Source organism: Sphingorhabdus pulchriflava (genome assembly GCF_003367235.1).
In the GTDB taxonomy this organism is placed as follows: domain Bacteria; phylum Pseudomonadota; class Alphaproteobacteria; order Sphingomonadales; family Sphingomonadaceae; genus Sphingorhabdus_B; species Sphingorhabdus_B pulchriflava.
Genome location: NZ_QRGP01000001.1, coordinates 624022 through 637455 on the forward strand (window position 1 = coordinate 624022; position 13434 = coordinate 637455).

Consider the following 13434-nt stretch of genomic DNA (forward strand, 5'->3'; position numbering starts at 1 on the left):
CATGACTTATCCCAAAACAGGCGGCACCGAATACGGTGCGGCGCAGGCGACGCCGTGGGTCGCCATAAATGATGCCCAGCGTCGTTTTGATGCCCTGGCAAACCGCGCGATTATTGTTGATCGCGATCTGACTGCACCGCCGGGTAGCTGCGCCGATGGTGCAAATTACCTTGTCGCAGGCAGCCCGACCGGGCTTTGGTCCGGTCAGGCAGGTAAGATGGCGACCGCTGTCGGGCCCAATGCCGCAAATGGTTGGCAGTTCCAGACCGTGGCGGTCGATCGATTCCGCCTTGGCGTCCAAGATGAAAATGTTGAACTGGAATATCAGGACGGCAGCTGGGTCAATCTGACTGTTACAGGGGGCGGGTTGTTTACTCTGCCCGTGATGGCCCCTGCTATGGTTGCGCGTACCAGCAATGGCGCAGCTGCAGGAAGCTCGGAAAGTCCGACCAACAAAATCATGTTGCGCACATTTGATTTTGATTCTGCAGCGGATGAGTTTGTGCAGTTTTTTGTGCCGATGCCCAAACGCTGGAACGAAGGCACATTATTGGCCGAGTTTATCTGGACTGCAGGAACGACCGGCGACGTAGTCTGGGCAATTCAGGCCATCGCCTTGTCAAATGATGATCCCATCGATGCGAGCTGGGGAGCGGCGCAAACAGTTACTGATGGCGTGACCGCAGCTGACGATGTGATGATTAGCGCTAGAACCGGTACAATTACTGTTGGTGGCTCACCCGCCGACAACGATCTGGTTGCATTCCAGATTTATCGCGACGCCGATAATGGCAGCGATACTTTAAGCGCCGATGCTAAACTCATCGGCATCAGGTTGCTAATTACCACCAATGCAGCGGACGACAGCTGATGTTTGAAGGTTGGCCAATCAGCTTTATGGGAACGGAATTTACGCCCGGCGGGGGTGGTGCGCAGCCCGGCTATTTCTCTGCCAGCGGCAGCTCAACCGGAGGTGCTCCATCGCCCGCATGGAGTGATGCTGTTACATTATCTATTGTTGCGGCAGATTTGAAGCCCAGCACCGAATATGTTGGTTTCTGGTCGGTCGATGAAACACGTTCATCAGCAACTACTGCGCAAGCCCGATTGATGGTGGATGGCGCACAAAGTGATTTGCAGCGCGTTGATCTGAAAGAATCGTCGCCCTTTGACAAAAACAACATGGGCGGATTTTTCCTCTATACGACAGGCGCGTCACCCACCGATGCGGAATTCATCATTCAAGTTCAAGGGTCATCTGCAACATTCACGAACCCGCGCCTGACGCTGCTCGAAATCGGCGTGGGTGACGAAACGGCGCAGGATTTGACTGGTGTGTCGACGACATCAACGTCGCTGGTTGATGCGCTTACTTGTGCGTTTACTCCCCCGTCTTCAGGGGATTATTTGGTGCTGGCATGCGGCAATTTTACCGCCGCAACTACAGGCATGGCGTACGTTCAGTTGACAGATGGCACGACGAGCACACCTGAAATACGGATAGGTTCGCATCCGAACAATACAGCTGGGTTTCCGGTTGTTCTGGCGCTGGGGTTGAGCGGTGTCAGCGGTGCAAAAACAATATCTTTCAAATACAGAACCGGAAGTGGTTCGTTTTCTGTAACTGCTGATAATATAAGGATTATTGTCCTCAGACTTGATCGTTTTAATTCAAGCAATATATCTGTTTTAGGTAGTGATAATGGCGGCACTAATGCGACATATACTGTCGCCCACTCACAAACTTTTACGCCCGCGGTAGCAGATTATCTGACAATCGCAGCAGGCTGGATTTTATCATCGTCCGCGTCTGTCTCGTCGCAGGGAAGAATTGTCGACGATGGGACTGTGATCGCTGAAACTATTCGTGAAACGGCGCTTTCGAGCACGCACTTTCCAATATTCACGCATCGTCTTACTTCATTCGCCGCGTCATCCCGAACACAGTCCATTGACCGTTTGGCAGAAGGAGGCGGTGTGACAACTACTCTACGCCAAAGTGCACTGATCGCCAGTATCGAGCTGACCGGATTGTAGTTTGAACGGCGATTAAAGCCCACTAGCAATTTTGAGGTGTTGATAATGAACGAAGGGGGAGTGTCACCCGGCGAAGCCGGGGGCTTGTTTGCAGGCATATTGGCAACGGCTACGCTGGTGGGAGCTGGCATCAAATGGCTGTGGGGGGAGGGGAAGGCAACGGCGCTGACGCGGCGGCAAAAGCTCGACACCTGGCACGCCGAACTGAAAGAGCGCGAAGCGAAGATAGAGGCTGACGAGGCCGCATTTCATGCCCGCATCGAGCAGCGCCTGAATGTGCTGGAACGCGAAAGCCGCGTTCTGGGCCGCGCGTTCGAACTGGTGGCCGCCGCACTGCGCGTGAAAGATCCGAAAAATCAGGCGCTCGCCGAGGCAGAGCGACTTTTGATAGAAGCATTTCCCGACCGCGCCGGCGGCGGGTGACACAAAAAGGAATTTCGCATGGCTTTGGCTGCCTATGTTTTTCACCGCGGTCAGCGGATAGCGCTGGCCGATCGCGTGGAGGAAGGTACGATTGAGCCCGGTTACAGCATGCGGGCGCGCATGAAGCCGGTTCAGGCGCATATCCGCAACCTGATGCCCGGGGATTCGGTGGCGGCGGCATCCCCAGCCTTTACCTCTACCTTTGTTCCTGCAGCAGGCGGGCAGCCTGCCAGTTGGGTGCACGCCCTCACGGCGGCCGAAAGCAGGCAGATTGCGGCAGGGGAATATCTGTTCGACAGCTCTCTGCTGCTGGATAACGAGGTTATCTGGACGAGCGAGCCTGTGCGCCTGATCCTGCGCGAATCGGCGAGTGCGGGGTGAGGCTATGCTAAAGCTCCGCCGATATTTGCCTGACCCGCCCCTGATCCTACGCCGCGTGGGTGCTGACAATCGGTTGGCCGCACAGGCGCAACGCAGCGCGCTGCCCGCTTTGCCCGCCATTGTGGCGGTCGGGCAAAAGGGAAATGACGGGTTTTCCGACGATTACGACCCCGGCGATCTGGCCGCGATTTTCAATTCTGCATGAAGGAACGGGTAAATGACACTGCTTGAAAGACTCGGCGCGCTGATCACCGCGATGAAGACCGAAACCAAGACGCTGCGCGTAATGATCAGCGGTGCCAACAATGGCAACGTCAGCGGGTTGACGACGACTGCGACCGATTTGGTCGCGGCGATTAATGAGGTAAAGGCAACTGCCGATAATGCCGGTGGTGCTGGTGCAGAAATAAACGATCTGGCCGCAGGTGGCGGCACCACCTATTCGTCGAACAAGATCACCGCTGACATTGCCGCTGCCAAAACCGCGGTCAAGAACGAGATTTTGAACGGCGCGGCGGCAGAGGTCGACACGCTGATGGAAATCGCCACGCTGCTGGCCAGCAATGACGATACCGACGCGGCGTTGGCGGCGGTAGTGGCGAACAAGGCCAACGCCTCTGACGTGTACACACAGGCGCAATTGGGCAACCCGGATACCGATCTGGTCGCCCTGTGGAATGCGGCCTGACGCATGGCAACACTGATCGAGCGGATTGCGGCGCTGATCTCCACGATCAAGCCCGCCGTTGCCGCACTGGATAGTCGCATAACTGCGCTGGAAGGGGCTGGCGGAGGTGGCGGTGCGGGCATTTCGATTCTGAATTTTCATGCGGATGCCGGTGCGAACGGCACCCTGACCAACCAAGCCAACGCCGAACAATATCTGGGCAACAGCAGCCGCAACGAAGCCTATTTTGATGCAACCAGCTTTTCCGAAGTACGGCTTTCCTCCAACATCGTGACGGTCAGCGCATCGGTGAACAGCCCGCGGATATATCCGCAGTATCACAATGGCAGCGCCTGGGTGACGATTGGCACCGGGCTGGTTGCCGATAGCAACGCCATATCGATGGCAACGCCCACAGGGGCAAAGCGCACCAGCTGGCTGAGCTTACCTGCTGGGGCAAAAGGGGACGTGCGGTTTCGCATCGCGATGCACGGCGGGGATGCCGCAGCTGATCCTGCAATCGGCATGACGAGTCTGCAGTTCCGCTGATCTAAATTCACAATCTGTTTCGTCACCGCCAGCTGCAGCTGCGCGGGCAGGGAGGTTGCCCAGGGGGTGGCCTCCCTTTTTGTATGGGAGAATCAAAGTGAGCAATATCGACCAGCTGATCGATGAAGTGATCGAGCGCGAGGGTGGCTATGTTAACCACCCTGCCGATCGGGGCGGGCCCACCAACTGGGGCATCACCGAAACCGTTGCGCGGCAGCAGGGTTATGCCGGTCGGATGCAGGATCTGCCGCGCGCGACAGCCGCTGCGATATATCGCCAGCTGTACTGGGCGCGCCCCCGTTTTGACCAGGTGGCGGCGACGGCCCCGAAGTTGGCAGCCGAGCTGTTCGACACCGGAATCAATATGGGCATCGGGATGGCGACATCGTTTCTGCAGCGGTCGCTGAACGCGCTCAACCGTGGTGGTGCAGATTATGCTGATATCGCGGTCGATCGCGCGATCGGGCCTGCCACGCTGGCGGCGCTGAATGCATTTCTGGCGAAGCGCGGAGCCGCCGGGGAGGCTGTGCTGATCAAGGCGTGTGAGGCGCTCCAGGGTTCGCATTACCTGACGTTGGCGGAACGAAAGCCGAGTCAGGAAGCGTTCCTTTATGGCTGGCTCGCCAACCGGATTGGGAACTGACATGGCGCCCGAAATCGACTGGCCGCTGGATAGCAACCGCATCCGCCGCGGTATGATCAACCACACGTTCGGCATGGTGCGGCGCAATCTTAACGGTTCCACTCGTCCGCATCAGGGGTGGGATCTGTTTGCCGCCCCGGGCACGCCCTGCTTTGCGGTTGCCGATGGCTATATCAAGCTGATCCGCACCGAGGGTGATTATGGCAACACCATCGTGCTGGCGTTCATTTTTGAAGGGGATGAGCTGTTCGCCGCCTATTCGCACCTGTCGCACATCGGCGTGAAAGTGGGGCAGGTGGTGCGCCGCGGCGAGCAAATCGGGCTGACCGGTAATACCGGCAACGCGGCATCGATGCGCGGCGATGATTGCCACCTGCATTTTGAGCTGCGCGATGTACCTGCGCCCGGGCGCGGGCTTTCCAACCGGCTGTCGCCGTTGCACCTTTTTGGCGAATGTCCGCTGCATGCGCCGGTGATGCGGAGGGCGGCATGACGGGCTGGGTTAAATTCTGGGCGTTGTTTCTAACGCCGGCGACAGCAAGATTCATCCTCGCGCTCATTGCGCTGGGTATGGCTGGCGGCGTGATGTGGGGCCTGATGACCCTGCAGATCGATGAACGCAACCGGGAGCCGGTAATGCTGGCGGTCGGCATCGTGATGTCGCTCGCCTCGAGCGCGTTCGGATATTATTTCGGTAGCACCGCGCGAGGCGACACGCGCGAGCCGGAAGCGCCGCCACTGCCCACCGCGCAGTCGGTTTTGAACCTTGATGGTGCGGAGCTGGACCGGTGAGATTGCTACGCTGGATCGTCGATCGCTTTATTGCGCGCGCGGTGGCACGGGAAACGCACCCGCTGCGCGTTGTGACCCATGAAGATCATCGGTTGCTGCTGCTTCGCTATCAACCGTTTTGGTACGACGAATTTGTCACCACGACAGGGAAGCACCACATGCGCCCGCCTTGGTGGCGTCCGTTCAATATCCTGCTGCACCATTGGCAAGCCTCTCATCGCGAGGAAATGCACGATCACCCGCGCTGGTCGATTACGATTGTTTTGCGCGGTTCGTTGATCGAGCACACCCCGTGGCGCAGCAGAGTGCTGACACCGGGTAGTATCGTTCTGCGTTCCCGCAAGGCCATCCATGCCTTTGAAATTGTGGGCGATGTGCAGCCTTGGACATTGTTCATCGTAGGTCGGCGCAACCACCGGCAAAACGGTTACATCGTCAAGCCGTTCGGAAAAGCGACAGCTGCAAAGGAGAAACCACCTATGACCGAAGAACAGATCAAACACATGGCCGAACGCTTTCTCGGTTGGAAACTGCCAGACAATTTCAGTCCTGATGCCGGGATCAGTTTTACGCCCGAGTTCAACGTCGAATATATGGCCAAGCAGGGCAAGCCGCCCATGCGGCATGAGCCGATTGGCACTAATCTGCTGAACTACACGCAGGCAGAAGCGATGGTGCGGCACATGTTGGAGGGTCTGCCATCATGATCCCGTTTTTATCCCCGTTCATCCTGCGCCTGATCGGTGGCAGGGTGAAATGGCTGGCTGATCTGCTGGCCGTGCTCGCGATTGTTGCCCTGGTATTCGGCAGCTGGAAGCTGTGGCTGCATTTTCACGACAAGGGCGTGATCGCCGCGCACGAGGCCGAGGTGACTGCCGAGGTCGAGCTGGTGACCGAAGAGGCCAGTGAAGTAGCCGATGCCGAAGAGGCCGCGCGCCGGGCCGAATTCGAAGCCGAACAGGCGCAATCCAAAAAGGAGATTGAAGATGCGAAAGCGAATAATCGCAGCCCTCTCGACGCTTTGTTTCGTTAGTCTGACCGCTGGGTCATGTCAGCAGTCGGTTCGCATTGCCAAGCCTCCTGCCGCCAAGCTGACCTGCGCCGAACTGCCGGCATCGCCGCAACTGACCACGCTCGATTGGGCAAAGGTGCAAACTGTCGAAGAGGCCAAGGCGCTGGTTTTTGCGCGTGAAGGTGAGACGGCCGATTACATCGTTTCCTTGCGCAGCGCGTGGTTCAGTTGCCGCAGCACGGTGCAATGGCATGCCGATTACAATGCGCAGCTGCCTGACTGATTAACCGGATTCCCTGCCACATCGGCCCTGATCAAAGGCCGAAGCGGTGGGGTTGGGCGTTAGCGCGCCCTTCCCGACGGAATTGACCCGTCCTGACCTGCAAGGCCTGCACAGGCCAGCACCGCACCCTGCGAGGGCGGTGCGTGTGTAGAAGGACGAACACACCCATGTCGACTCCGCTTTTTTCCGAGCTTGTTTCCTCCACCCATCCCGCTGCCGGTTATATCGGTGGCAAGCGCAAGCTGGCGCGGCAGATCTGCGCCGCGATCGATCGCCTGCCACACCGCACCTATGTTGAGGTATTCATGGGGATGGGCGGCATTTTTCTTCGCCGCACGCGCGCCGCGCCCAGCGAGGTGATCAACGACCTGTCAGAGGACGTTTCCACCTTTTTCCGCGTGCTGCAGCGGCACTACATCGCCTTCCTCGACATGCTGCGATTTCAGGTGACGTCGCGCAGCGGCTTTGAAAAACTGGCGGCGCTAGATCCAGCATCGCTGACCGACCTAGAGCGATCAGCGCGCTTCCTCTATCTTCAACGCCTGTCCTATGGCGGCAAGGGGACCAACCGCAGTTTCGGAGTCGACCCGGTGTCGCCGGCGGGTTTCGACATGACGAAGATCCCTCCACTGCTCGAGGCGCTGCACGAACGGCTCGCCCCGGTGACGATCGAGCGGTTGAGCTGGGAAGAACTGATCCCGAAATATGACCATGCGCAGGCGCTGTTCTACCTCGACCCGCCTTATTATGGCAGTGAGGGGGATTATGGGGCGTCGCTGTTCAACCGGTCACACTTTCACCGGATGGCAAAGCTGTTGGCCTCGATCGAGGGGACGTTCCTGCTCAGCCTGAACGACCATCCCGATGTGCGAGCCATCTTTGCCGACTTTGCGATGTGCGAGTTTGAAGTGAAATACAGCGTCGGCGGCGGCGACAAGCAGGTCGACGCGCGCGAACTGGTGATATCGAACCTTGAACAGGCAAAGCTCGACCAGGTGCTGGCCGTGCGGGCAGGTGGTCGATGATTTGGTGGCGGTGCCACGCGCTGGTGCTGACCGGGATATGCGCCGCGCGATTCAAACGGCTTTATGGCTGTACCAGCGCAGCATCGTCCCCTCATCCCACAACGGCCGCCAGACGCCGTGCAGATAGAAAAACCGCACCCAACCCGGGCAACCCGGCGTCAGTGCGCAGCGGCACCGACGGTTGAACAGGCTGTAGCTGCCACCAACGCGCCGGCGGAGTTGATCAAGATCGACCGACTGCTCGGCATGGCAATGGCTGCAGCTCCCCTTCACCTGCCTTTCGGTGGCGATCATACGGTCAAGCGACCGGCAGGATTCGAGGATGATGTGGGCGGACATTGGGTGGGGCCGGATTGCGCCGGCCCCGTTCTTTTACAGGTTGCGTTTCAGCCAGTCGTTGCCGGCAGGCAAAGCGTGGCATGTTGCCCAGTCTGATCCTGTCTTCAATTCAATCACTACAACGCGATCGGAAGGATCGAGCTTTGCGCGAACCAGATCGCGCACCGCCGAAGCAGGCCCTTTCAACTCTGCAAGCCAGACCGATTCCGCAACACGCGCGGCCGACCAGCTGTTCAAAAGGGTGTAGAGTGCCGTGTAATTGCGCGGCGGTTTGTTGTCATAAGTGATCAAGTACTTCATTGTTCATCGTCCTAAGATAGGCCGTGAACCAGGTTGACTCGACTCTCTGAAAGGCAGATAGCCCTTATCGCTAGCAAAATCAGACCCGGCCACGGGTATGGATTCGACCCTTCGGTGCGCCTAACACCGGAGGGTCATTTGCATTTTGGCAGGCAGTGAGTGATTCTGCAAAATTTCAGCATGGGATAATCTGTGGACAAACGGTTCCAATCAGGGGCCATTTGTTCCTTGACTGTTCTGCTTCTCTTAGAGCAGCGCCGCGTTGCGGTGGGCGTGGTTAACGCCATTCCAACAGAAAAATTTTTCATTTTCCGATTTTTTGTGACGCAATTCTATGTCCAAGTCGGTTGCGGCTATCGAATCACCTGCAACGAAGTCGTCCATAACGCTCTACGGCATGCCCGCTAGCGACCATCGCGCAGCCTAGATCCACGCCACCAGCCTCGCACCGCGCCAGCAGCCTGCCATAGCTGTCATGGCCATTGGTGATGCAGGTCACCCGCTTGCCGCGGATCAACGCCGACAGTCCGCGCTTTGCGGCGGCGCCATCTCCTGGCGTACACTCGCGGCCTTGTCTGCAATGACCAGGCATTTCGGGCGCATCGATCGACAACAACCGTACCAGTCCGATATCGCGGCAACGAAGGGTGTCGCCATCGACAGCGATCGGGGCGGTACATGTAAGGATGGCAGCGGCAAAAAACATGCAGTCTCCTTACGTTCTCACTTCATGCACTACAACGCACGAGTCTGTTTACCCGCTCCAACTTTACCAACATTTCTGCCGACCTCAGCCGCTTTTGCGGCCGTTACCATTTGCGACAATTTCATGTGCGCTTCGGATAGTTCTGCGACCTTTGCCGCCTAAACAGCAGGTAACCGGCCATAGCGGCTCTATGGACAGACACGAAGGTCAAGTGACATGAAAAAGAAACTCCTCATCGGCGGCGGCGCGGTTGCGACTGCTGTAATCGCCGCAGCTGTTGCCTTTGCAGCCCCCGGCCAGATGAGCAAAGCCGACGCCAATGGTGATGGTTCGCTCAGCAAGGCGGAAGTGACGGCAATGGCCAATACCCATTTCACCAAGATGGATGTCAATGCCGACGGCCAGATCAATGCTGCTGACCGTGAAGCCAAGCATAAGGCCAAGTTTGGCGAAATGGACACAGACAAAAATGGCAGCATTAGCGAAGCTGAATTCACCGCCGCCCATGCGGCACGCATGGCAGAACGTGGTGAACGTGGCGAAGGCAAAATGCGCGGCCATTACGAAGGGCGAGGCCATCATGGCATGGGCAAAGGCCATCATGGCGGCGGCATGAAGATGCTCAAAATGGCCGATGCCAATGGCGACAAGGCCATCACCAAAGCTGAAATGATCGCTGCCGTCGATGCCCATTTCGCTAAGGCAGACACCAACAAGGACGGGCAGATTTCGAATGCCGAACATGATGCCATGCGCAGCGCGATGCGCGAACGTATGAAGGCTGCTACCTCAAACTAAGCCTTCTTCCCCTCTAACGGGGCGGCTTCACCCCTATGACGCCGCCCCGCTTCCCCTTTGCAGATTGGCGCGATAGTAACAGCCGATGCCCAAGACCCGCCCCCATATCCTGTTGGTCGACGACGAACTGTCGATCCGCGATCCTTTGGCGCGCTATCTGGAGAAACAGGGCTATCGTGTGACCGAGGCGGGCAATGCGGCGAGTGCGCGCGAGGCGCTCAAGGGCTACGATATTGACGTTGTCCTGCTCGACATCATGATGCCGGGCGAAGACGGGTTGAGCCTGACGCGGTTTATCGCTGAAAATGGCGGTCCGCCGGTCATTTTGCTGACTGCGCGTTCCGAAGAAGCCGACCGGATTGTCGGTCTCGAAATTGGGGCCGATGATTATGTCGTCAAACCTTTTTCTCCGCGTGAACTGGTTGCGCGGATAAAGGTCGCTCTCCGTCGCACCGGCGGCACGCAAGCCGCAAACGGCAATGGAGGTACGATCTGGGCTTTTGATGGCTGGCAGTTGAAGACCGCCGAGCAACAATTGTTCGATCCACATGGCGCGCTCGTGCCGCTCTCCTCTGGCGAGTATCGCTTGCTCGAGGCGCTGGTGGAGCGGGCAGGGCAAGTACTCAACCGAGACCAGTTGCTCGACCTGACCAAAGGCCGGATTGCGGGGCCGTTCGATCGTGCGATCGACAATCAGGTCAGCCGCCTGCGCCGCAAGTTGGAGCCTGACAGCAAGGATCCCAAATATATCAAAACAATCTGGGGCGGTGGATATCGCTTCTCGGTCGAAGTCCAGCGGAGTTGACGATGTTTGGGGGGCTTCGCTTTTTTCCGCGCAGTATGACCGGCAGGATCATGCTGGTAACCGCTTTTGGCTTGTTGCTAGTGCAGGGGATTAACACTGCAATGCGATACCAGATGCTCAAGGGTCGCGCTGTGGTGGAGGCATCATCGCTTATGGTCGCGGTCGCATCCAACAGGCTTGATTTTGGTTCGGTTGAGCCGGTTAACCGATTGGGAGGCCGTCCGTCCGTCAGGACCATTCGAGCGACGGGGCCACTGAATACGCCGGGATTTCACAGCACAGAGGAATTGGCGGAGCGTCTCGCCATGCATTTGCAATCTGTCTATCCAGAAATCCAATCAGTGCGCTTGTCTGTGGGACCGGCCGCTGCGCTTCCTGATGCACTTAAACCCAGGCCTCATACTTATCGTAGTGCTCCTGCACATGAATGGCGCGCAAACTCCAGTCGAGGAGAGGTGGCGCTGCTCAGCGTGAAGCTGGCCGACGGTAGCTGGCTCCACTCGGCCGCGCGGGTACGGACGCGCAACATTCTCCCGCCGATAGCACTGCTAATTGAGACGGTACTCATCTACCTCGGCGTGATGATCCCGCTTTTGCTCGTGATCCGGCAAATCTCCAAACCGCTGCGCCAACTCAACCTGCGTCTTGAACACGCCGGTCTGGCCAGCGGCGCGCCGCCTCTGAACCCGCAAGGGCCGGACGACATCCGCAGTCTGATAGACAGTTTCAACGCCGCCGAGCAGCGCGTGAATGCGATGCTGACCGAGAAGGACGTGATGCTGGGTGCCATTGGCCATGATCTGAAAACGCCGCTGGCCTCGCTGCGCGTGCGCATCGAGTCTGTCGAGGATGACGATGAACGAACGAAAATGGCGGCGACCGTTGACGAGATGGTCCACATCCTCGACGATATATTGATCCTCGCCCGCCTCGGCAAATCGGCAGAGGAACTGGTGCTCACCGATGTCAGCGCACTCGTTGAAATGGTGGCTGACGAACTGGACGGTGAGGGCCGCCTGATGGTGGTCGAGAGCGTGGAAAAATGCCGTGCCGCAGTCCGCCCTGTCCTGTTGCGCAGAGCGCTGCGCAATTTGATGGGCAACGCGCTGCAATATGGCGGTAAGGCGCAGATTGTGACCATGTGCGATGGAAACCAGCTGTCGATTACGATAGATGACCAAGGACCGGGGCTTGCACCGGAACAACTGACCGACCTGTTTGAACCCTTTGCGCGCGCTGAAAGTTCGCGCAACCGGGCATCGGGTGGCTCGGGCCTTGGGTTGACTATCGCGCGCGCGATTGCACGGGCGCATGGCGGCGATGTGGCTCTGGAAAATCGCAGTGAAGGTGGCTTGCGCGCGATTTTAAGGATTAGCCAGAAACTGGGCTGACAGCGAAGGTCAGATGCCGCTGGGCTGTTTCTTCCAGCTGCCGCTAGCCTGATACTCGTTCTTCACATCGCCATTGGTCGGCAGTTTGCCTCCGGCATAAGCATCATCGCCGCCCTTGGCGCGGGCGTCTGCCGAATAGTCGGGGACCGCATAGCTCTGTGCGCGGGAAGGGCGATTGGGGGTAATGTCGGCATAGGAAGCCGCGCCAGTTGAGCTGCCTGCCAGACCGGCCTTGGCTGCGGCGATAGCTTCAGCTTCGGCCTTCATCCGCGCCGCTGCAAATTCGCGTTCATATTGTTTCTGCAACTGAATCGGGTCGAGGAGAGGAACGGTTTCTGCATTCCATGCGCGTGGCTTCGGTCCGGGGAAGGGCTCACGGCCAGCGTGGCTGCGGAAGAATGCAGACGGGCGTCCAGCACTGCCTTTCCAGCTATAGAAGCGGTGCGCACCGATGGTCCCAATGAAGTTCAGGCTGGGGGCCCAATAAGGATAAACATAGGTCGCGTGATAGTGCGTTGCCATGCCGACGGGCGCATAAACCGATCCCGACAAGGCATCCATGGCCACGCGCTGCGCACGCAACCATGACGGGCGGGCAGGGGTGCGGGCCATTGAACCGTCGCAGCTATAGCTGAACTGGCAACCGGTGGCGCGTTCCGATCCCTGATAAATGACACCGCAAATGCTGTTCGGATAGGTCGGGTGACGCATGCGGTTGATGATGACCTGCGCGACCGCGCGTTGACCTGCATCTGGTTCGTTCGCTGCTTCATAATAGATGGCGTCGGTCAGGCATTTCAGTGCCCGGCCATAGTCGACGGTTCCTGCCTTCATCACAAAGGGTGCCGCTGCTGCATTGGTTTCGAATGCAGAAAGATCAGCTTTGCTAACCAGCGTCGAGGGGTCAGTTACGATGCCGGAGGTCACCGCCAAATTGGCCAGCTTCAGCTCGGGCGCTGCCGGTGCGTTCACATCCGGGTCGAGAAAATAGAAGGCAGAGCCCGAAAAATTCTCCGATGGCCGCTCGGCGGCGTCTGCAAGCAGGTCTTTGGTCGACGGTTGGCTAGGAACGCTCCACGCCCATTGAGCAGAGCTGGGAAGCAAGGCCAGAAGCAGAAACGCGACAGCCAACAGCAGGATCTCACGCCAGCCAATCAAGCGCCGTTTGCGCTTTGGCAGCGCCTTCCGCTCAAGCGGCGCGCTTTCGGTATGAAATGGCTGATGCAGCATGACTGTGACGAAAGTTATATCCCTGTTCGAGTCGCCTATAACGGCATTTGGTG

The 13434-nt window shown here is 58.3% G+C and carries 21 protein-coding genes; 17 read left to right on the top strand and 4 right to left on the bottom strand.

Translation table 11 applies throughout. The annotated features are described in order from the left end of the window. Nucleotide 1 precedes the first annotated feature (1 nt). The 14 genes from DXH95_RS03165 (at nt 2) to DXH95_RS03230 (ending at nt 7812) form a co-directional block, all read left to right on the top strand. A complete protein-coding gene (locus DXH95_RS03165) occupies nt 2-871 on the top strand; it encodes a DUF2793 domain-containing protein (RefSeq protein WP_115547993.1) in 870 nt (289 codons plus the stop codon). Further along, nucleotides 871-2037 (top strand): hypothetical protein, encoded by a 1167-nt coding sequence (locus DXH95_RS03170; protein ID WP_115547994.1) that lies wholly within the window; start codon nt 871-873, stop codon nt 2035-2037. Before DXH95_RS03165 ends, DXH95_RS03170 begins: the two co-directional genes overlap by 1 nt. Nucleotides 2038-2082: 45 nt before the next feature. Beyond that, nucleotides 2083-2460 (top strand): SPFH domain-containing protein, encoded by a 378-nt coding sequence (locus DXH95_RS03175; protein ID WP_115547995.1) that lies wholly within the window; start codon nt 2083-2085, stop codon nt 2458-2460. 18 nt (nt 2461-2478) lie between these two features. Next, entirely contained in the window at nt 2479-2841 is a 363-nt protein-coding gene (locus DXH95_RS03180; RefSeq protein WP_115547996.1) for a hypothetical protein, read from the top strand. Nucleotides 2842-2845: 4 nt separating this feature from the next. Continuing rightward, nucleotides 2846-3046, top strand: a complete 201-nt coding sequence (locus tag DXH95_RS03185) for a hypothetical protein (protein WP_115547997.1) — start codon at nt 2846-2848, stop codon at nt 3044-3046. Nucleotides 3047-3058: 12 nt separating this feature from the next. Beyond that, complete coding sequence (locus DXH95_RS03190) at nt 3059-3529, top strand: hypothetical protein (protein WP_115547998.1); 471 nt, start codon at nt 3059-3061, stop codon at nt 3527-3529. Nucleotides 3530-3532: 3 nt separating this feature from the next. Next, complete coding sequence (locus DXH95_RS03195) at nt 3533-4057, top strand: hypothetical protein (RefSeq protein WP_115547999.1); 525 nt, start codon at nt 3533-3535, stop codon at nt 4055-4057. A 97-nt stretch (nt 4058-4154) separates the two neighbouring features. Next, on the top strand, nt 4155-4700 hold the full coding sequence (locus DXH95_RS03200; protein WP_115548000.1) for a glycoside hydrolase family 108 protein: 546 nt from the start codon (nt 4155-4157) through the stop codon (nt 4698-4700). Continuing rightward, nucleotides 4669-5193: a M23 family metallopeptidase gene (locus tag DXH95_RS03205; protein ID WP_115548001.1), complete on the top strand. Its 525-nt coding sequence runs from the start codon at nt 4669-4671 to the stop codon at nt 5191-5193. Before DXH95_RS03200 ends, DXH95_RS03205 begins: the two co-directional genes overlap by 32 nt. After that, the gene (locus DXH95_RS03210; protein ID WP_115548002.1) at nt 5190-5492 is read left to right on the top strand and encodes a hypothetical protein; all 303 of its coding nucleotides are present in this window, start codon (nt 5190-5192) and stop codon (nt 5490-5492) included. Before DXH95_RS03205 ends, DXH95_RS03210 begins: the two co-directional genes overlap by 4 nt. After that, nucleotides 5489-6199 (top strand): hypothetical protein, encoded by a 711-nt coding sequence (locus DXH95_RS16175; RefSeq protein ID WP_220272236.1) that lies wholly within the window; start codon nt 5489-5491, stop codon nt 6197-6199. The genes DXH95_RS03210 and DXH95_RS16175 overlap by 4 nt, the downstream gene beginning before the upstream one ends. Further along, nucleotides 6196-6525: a hypothetical protein gene (locus DXH95_RS03220; protein ID WP_115548003.1), complete on the top strand. Its 330-nt coding sequence runs from the start codon at nt 6196-6198 to the stop codon at nt 6523-6525. Before DXH95_RS16175 ends, DXH95_RS03220 begins: the two co-directional genes overlap by 4 nt. Beyond that, complete coding sequence (locus tag DXH95_RS03225; RefSeq protein ID WP_115548004.1) at nt 6479-6787, top strand: hypothetical protein; 309 nt, start codon at nt 6479-6481, stop codon at nt 6785-6787. The genes DXH95_RS03220 and DXH95_RS03225 overlap by 47 nt, the downstream gene beginning before the upstream one ends. A 167-nt stretch (nt 6788-6954) precedes the next feature. After that, nucleotides 6955-7812: a DNA adenine methylase gene (locus DXH95_RS03230; RefSeq protein ID WP_115548005.1), complete on the top strand. Its 858-nt coding sequence runs from the start codon at nt 6955-6957 to the stop codon at nt 7810-7812. A gap of 51 nt (nt 7813-7863) precedes the next feature. Here the strand turns inward: DXH95_RS03230 and DXH95_RS03235 are convergent, their stop codons facing one another. From DXH95_RS03235 to DXH95_RS03245, 3 genes are all read right to left on the bottom strand, one after another. Beyond that, nucleotides 7864-8151 (bottom strand): hypothetical protein, encoded by a 288-nt coding sequence (locus DXH95_RS03235; RefSeq protein ID WP_115548006.1) that lies wholly within the window; start codon nt 8149-8151, stop codon nt 7864-7866. Between the two features lie 33 nt (nt 8152-8184). Beyond that, the gene (locus DXH95_RS03240) at nt 8185-8451 is read right to left on the bottom strand and encodes a hypothetical protein (protein WP_115548007.1); all 267 of its coding nucleotides are present in this window, start codon (nt 8449-8451) and stop codon (nt 8185-8187) included. 361 nt (nt 8452-8812) lie between these two features. Beyond that, on the bottom strand, nt 8813-9157 hold the full coding sequence (locus tag DXH95_RS03245) for a thermonuclease family protein (protein WP_115548008.1): 345 nt from the start codon (nt 9155-9157) through the stop codon (nt 8813-8815). Nucleotides 9158-9373: 216 nt separating this feature from the next. Between DXH95_RS03245 and DXH95_RS03250 the strand changes: the two genes are divergently transcribed. The 3 genes from DXH95_RS03250 (at nt 9374) to DXH95_RS03260 (ending at nt 12151) form a co-directional block, all read left to right on the top strand. After that, nucleotides 9374-9955, top strand: coding sequence for an EF-hand domain-containing protein (locus DXH95_RS03250; protein ID WP_115548009.1), 582 nt, complete (start codon nt 9374-9376; stop codon nt 9953-9955). A gap of 85 nt (nt 9956-10040) precedes the next feature. After that, a complete protein-coding gene (locus DXH95_RS03255) occupies nt 10041-10760 on the top strand; it encodes a response regulator (protein ID WP_115548010.1) in 720 nt (239 codons plus the stop codon). Nucleotides 10761-10795: 35 nt separating this feature from the next. Continuing rightward, nucleotides 10796-12151: a sensor histidine kinase gene (locus tag DXH95_RS03260; RefSeq protein WP_181883552.1), complete on the top strand. Its 1356-nt coding sequence runs from the start codon at nt 10796-10798 to the stop codon at nt 12149-12151. 9 nt (nt 12152-12160) lie between these two features. Here the strand turns inward: DXH95_RS03260 and DXH95_RS03265 are convergent, their stop codons facing one another. Then, nucleotides 12161-13381 (bottom strand): cell wall hydrolase, encoded by a 1221-nt coding sequence (locus tag DXH95_RS03265; protein ID WP_115548012.1) that lies wholly within the window; start codon nt 13379-13381, stop codon nt 12161-12163. Between the last annotated feature and the right edge of the window lie 53 nt (nt 13382-13434).

Coding starts and splice junctions, on each gene's coding strand:
- DXH95_RS03165 (WP_115547993.1), top strand. CDS start 2: ATGACTTATCCCAAAACAGGCGGCACCGAATACGGTGCGGCGCAGGCG.
- DXH95_RS03170 (WP_115547994.1), top strand. CDS start 871: ATGTTTGAAGGTTGGCCAATCAGCTTTATGGGAACGGAATTTACGCCC.
- DXH95_RS03175 (WP_115547995.1), top strand. CDS start 2,083: ATGAACGAAGGGGGAGTGTCACCCGGCGAAGCCGGGGGCTTGTTTGCA.
- DXH95_RS03180 (WP_115547996.1), top strand. CDS start 2,479: ATGGCTTTGGCTGCCTATGTTTTTCACCGCGGTCAGCGGATAGCGCTG.
- DXH95_RS03185 (WP_115547997.1), top strand. CDS start 2,846: ATGCTAAAGCTCCGCCGATATTTGCCTGACCCGCCCCTGATCCTACGC.
- DXH95_RS03190 (WP_115547998.1), top strand. CDS start 3,059: ATGACACTGCTTGAAAGACTCGGCGCGCTGATCACCGCGATGAAGACC.
- DXH95_RS03195 (WP_115547999.1), top strand. CDS start 3,533: ATGGCAACACTGATCGAGCGGATTGCGGCGCTGATCTCCACGATCAAG.
- DXH95_RS03205 (WP_115548001.1), top strand. CDS start 4,669: ATGGCTGGCTCGCCAACCGGATTGGGAACTGACATGGCGCCCGAAATC.
- DXH95_RS03210 (WP_115548002.1), top strand. CDS start 5,190: ATGACGGGCTGGGTTAAATTCTGGGCGTTGTTTCTAACGCCGGCGACA.
- DXH95_RS03220 (WP_115548003.1), top strand. CDS start 6,196: ATGATCCCGTTTTTATCCCCGTTCATCCTGCGCCTGATCGGTGGCAGG.
- DXH95_RS03225 (WP_115548004.1), top strand. CDS start 6,479: ATGCGAAAGCGAATAATCGCAGCCCTCTCGACGCTTTGTTTCGTTAGT.
- DXH95_RS03230 (WP_115548005.1), top strand. CDS start 6,955: ATGTCGACTCCGCTTTTTTCCGAGCTTGTTTCCTCCACCCATCCCGCT.
- DXH95_RS03235 (WP_115548006.1), bottom strand. CDS start 8,151: ATGTCCGCCCACATCATCCTCGAATCCTGCCGGTCGCTTGACCGTATG.
- DXH95_RS03240 (WP_115548007.1), bottom strand. CDS start 8,451: ATGAAGTACTTGATCACTTATGACAACAAACCGCCGCGCAATTACACG.
- DXH95_RS03245 (WP_115548008.1), bottom strand. CDS start 9,157: ATGTTTTTTGCCGCTGCCATCCTTACATGTACCGCCCCGATCGCTGTC.
- DXH95_RS03250 (WP_115548009.1), top strand. CDS start 9,374: ATGAAAAAGAAACTCCTCATCGGCGGCGGCGCGGTTGCGACTGCTGTA.
- DXH95_RS03255 (WP_115548010.1), top strand. CDS start 10,041: ATGCCCAAGACCCGCCCCCATATCCTGTTGGTCGACGACGAACTGTCG.
- DXH95_RS03260 (WP_181883552.1), top strand. CDS start 10,796: ATGACCGGCAGGATCATGCTGGTAACCGCTTTTGGCTTGTTGCTAGTG.
- DXH95_RS03265 (WP_115548012.1), bottom strand. CDS start 13,381: ATGCTGCATCAGCCATTTCATACCGAAAGCGCGCCGCTTGAGCGGAAG.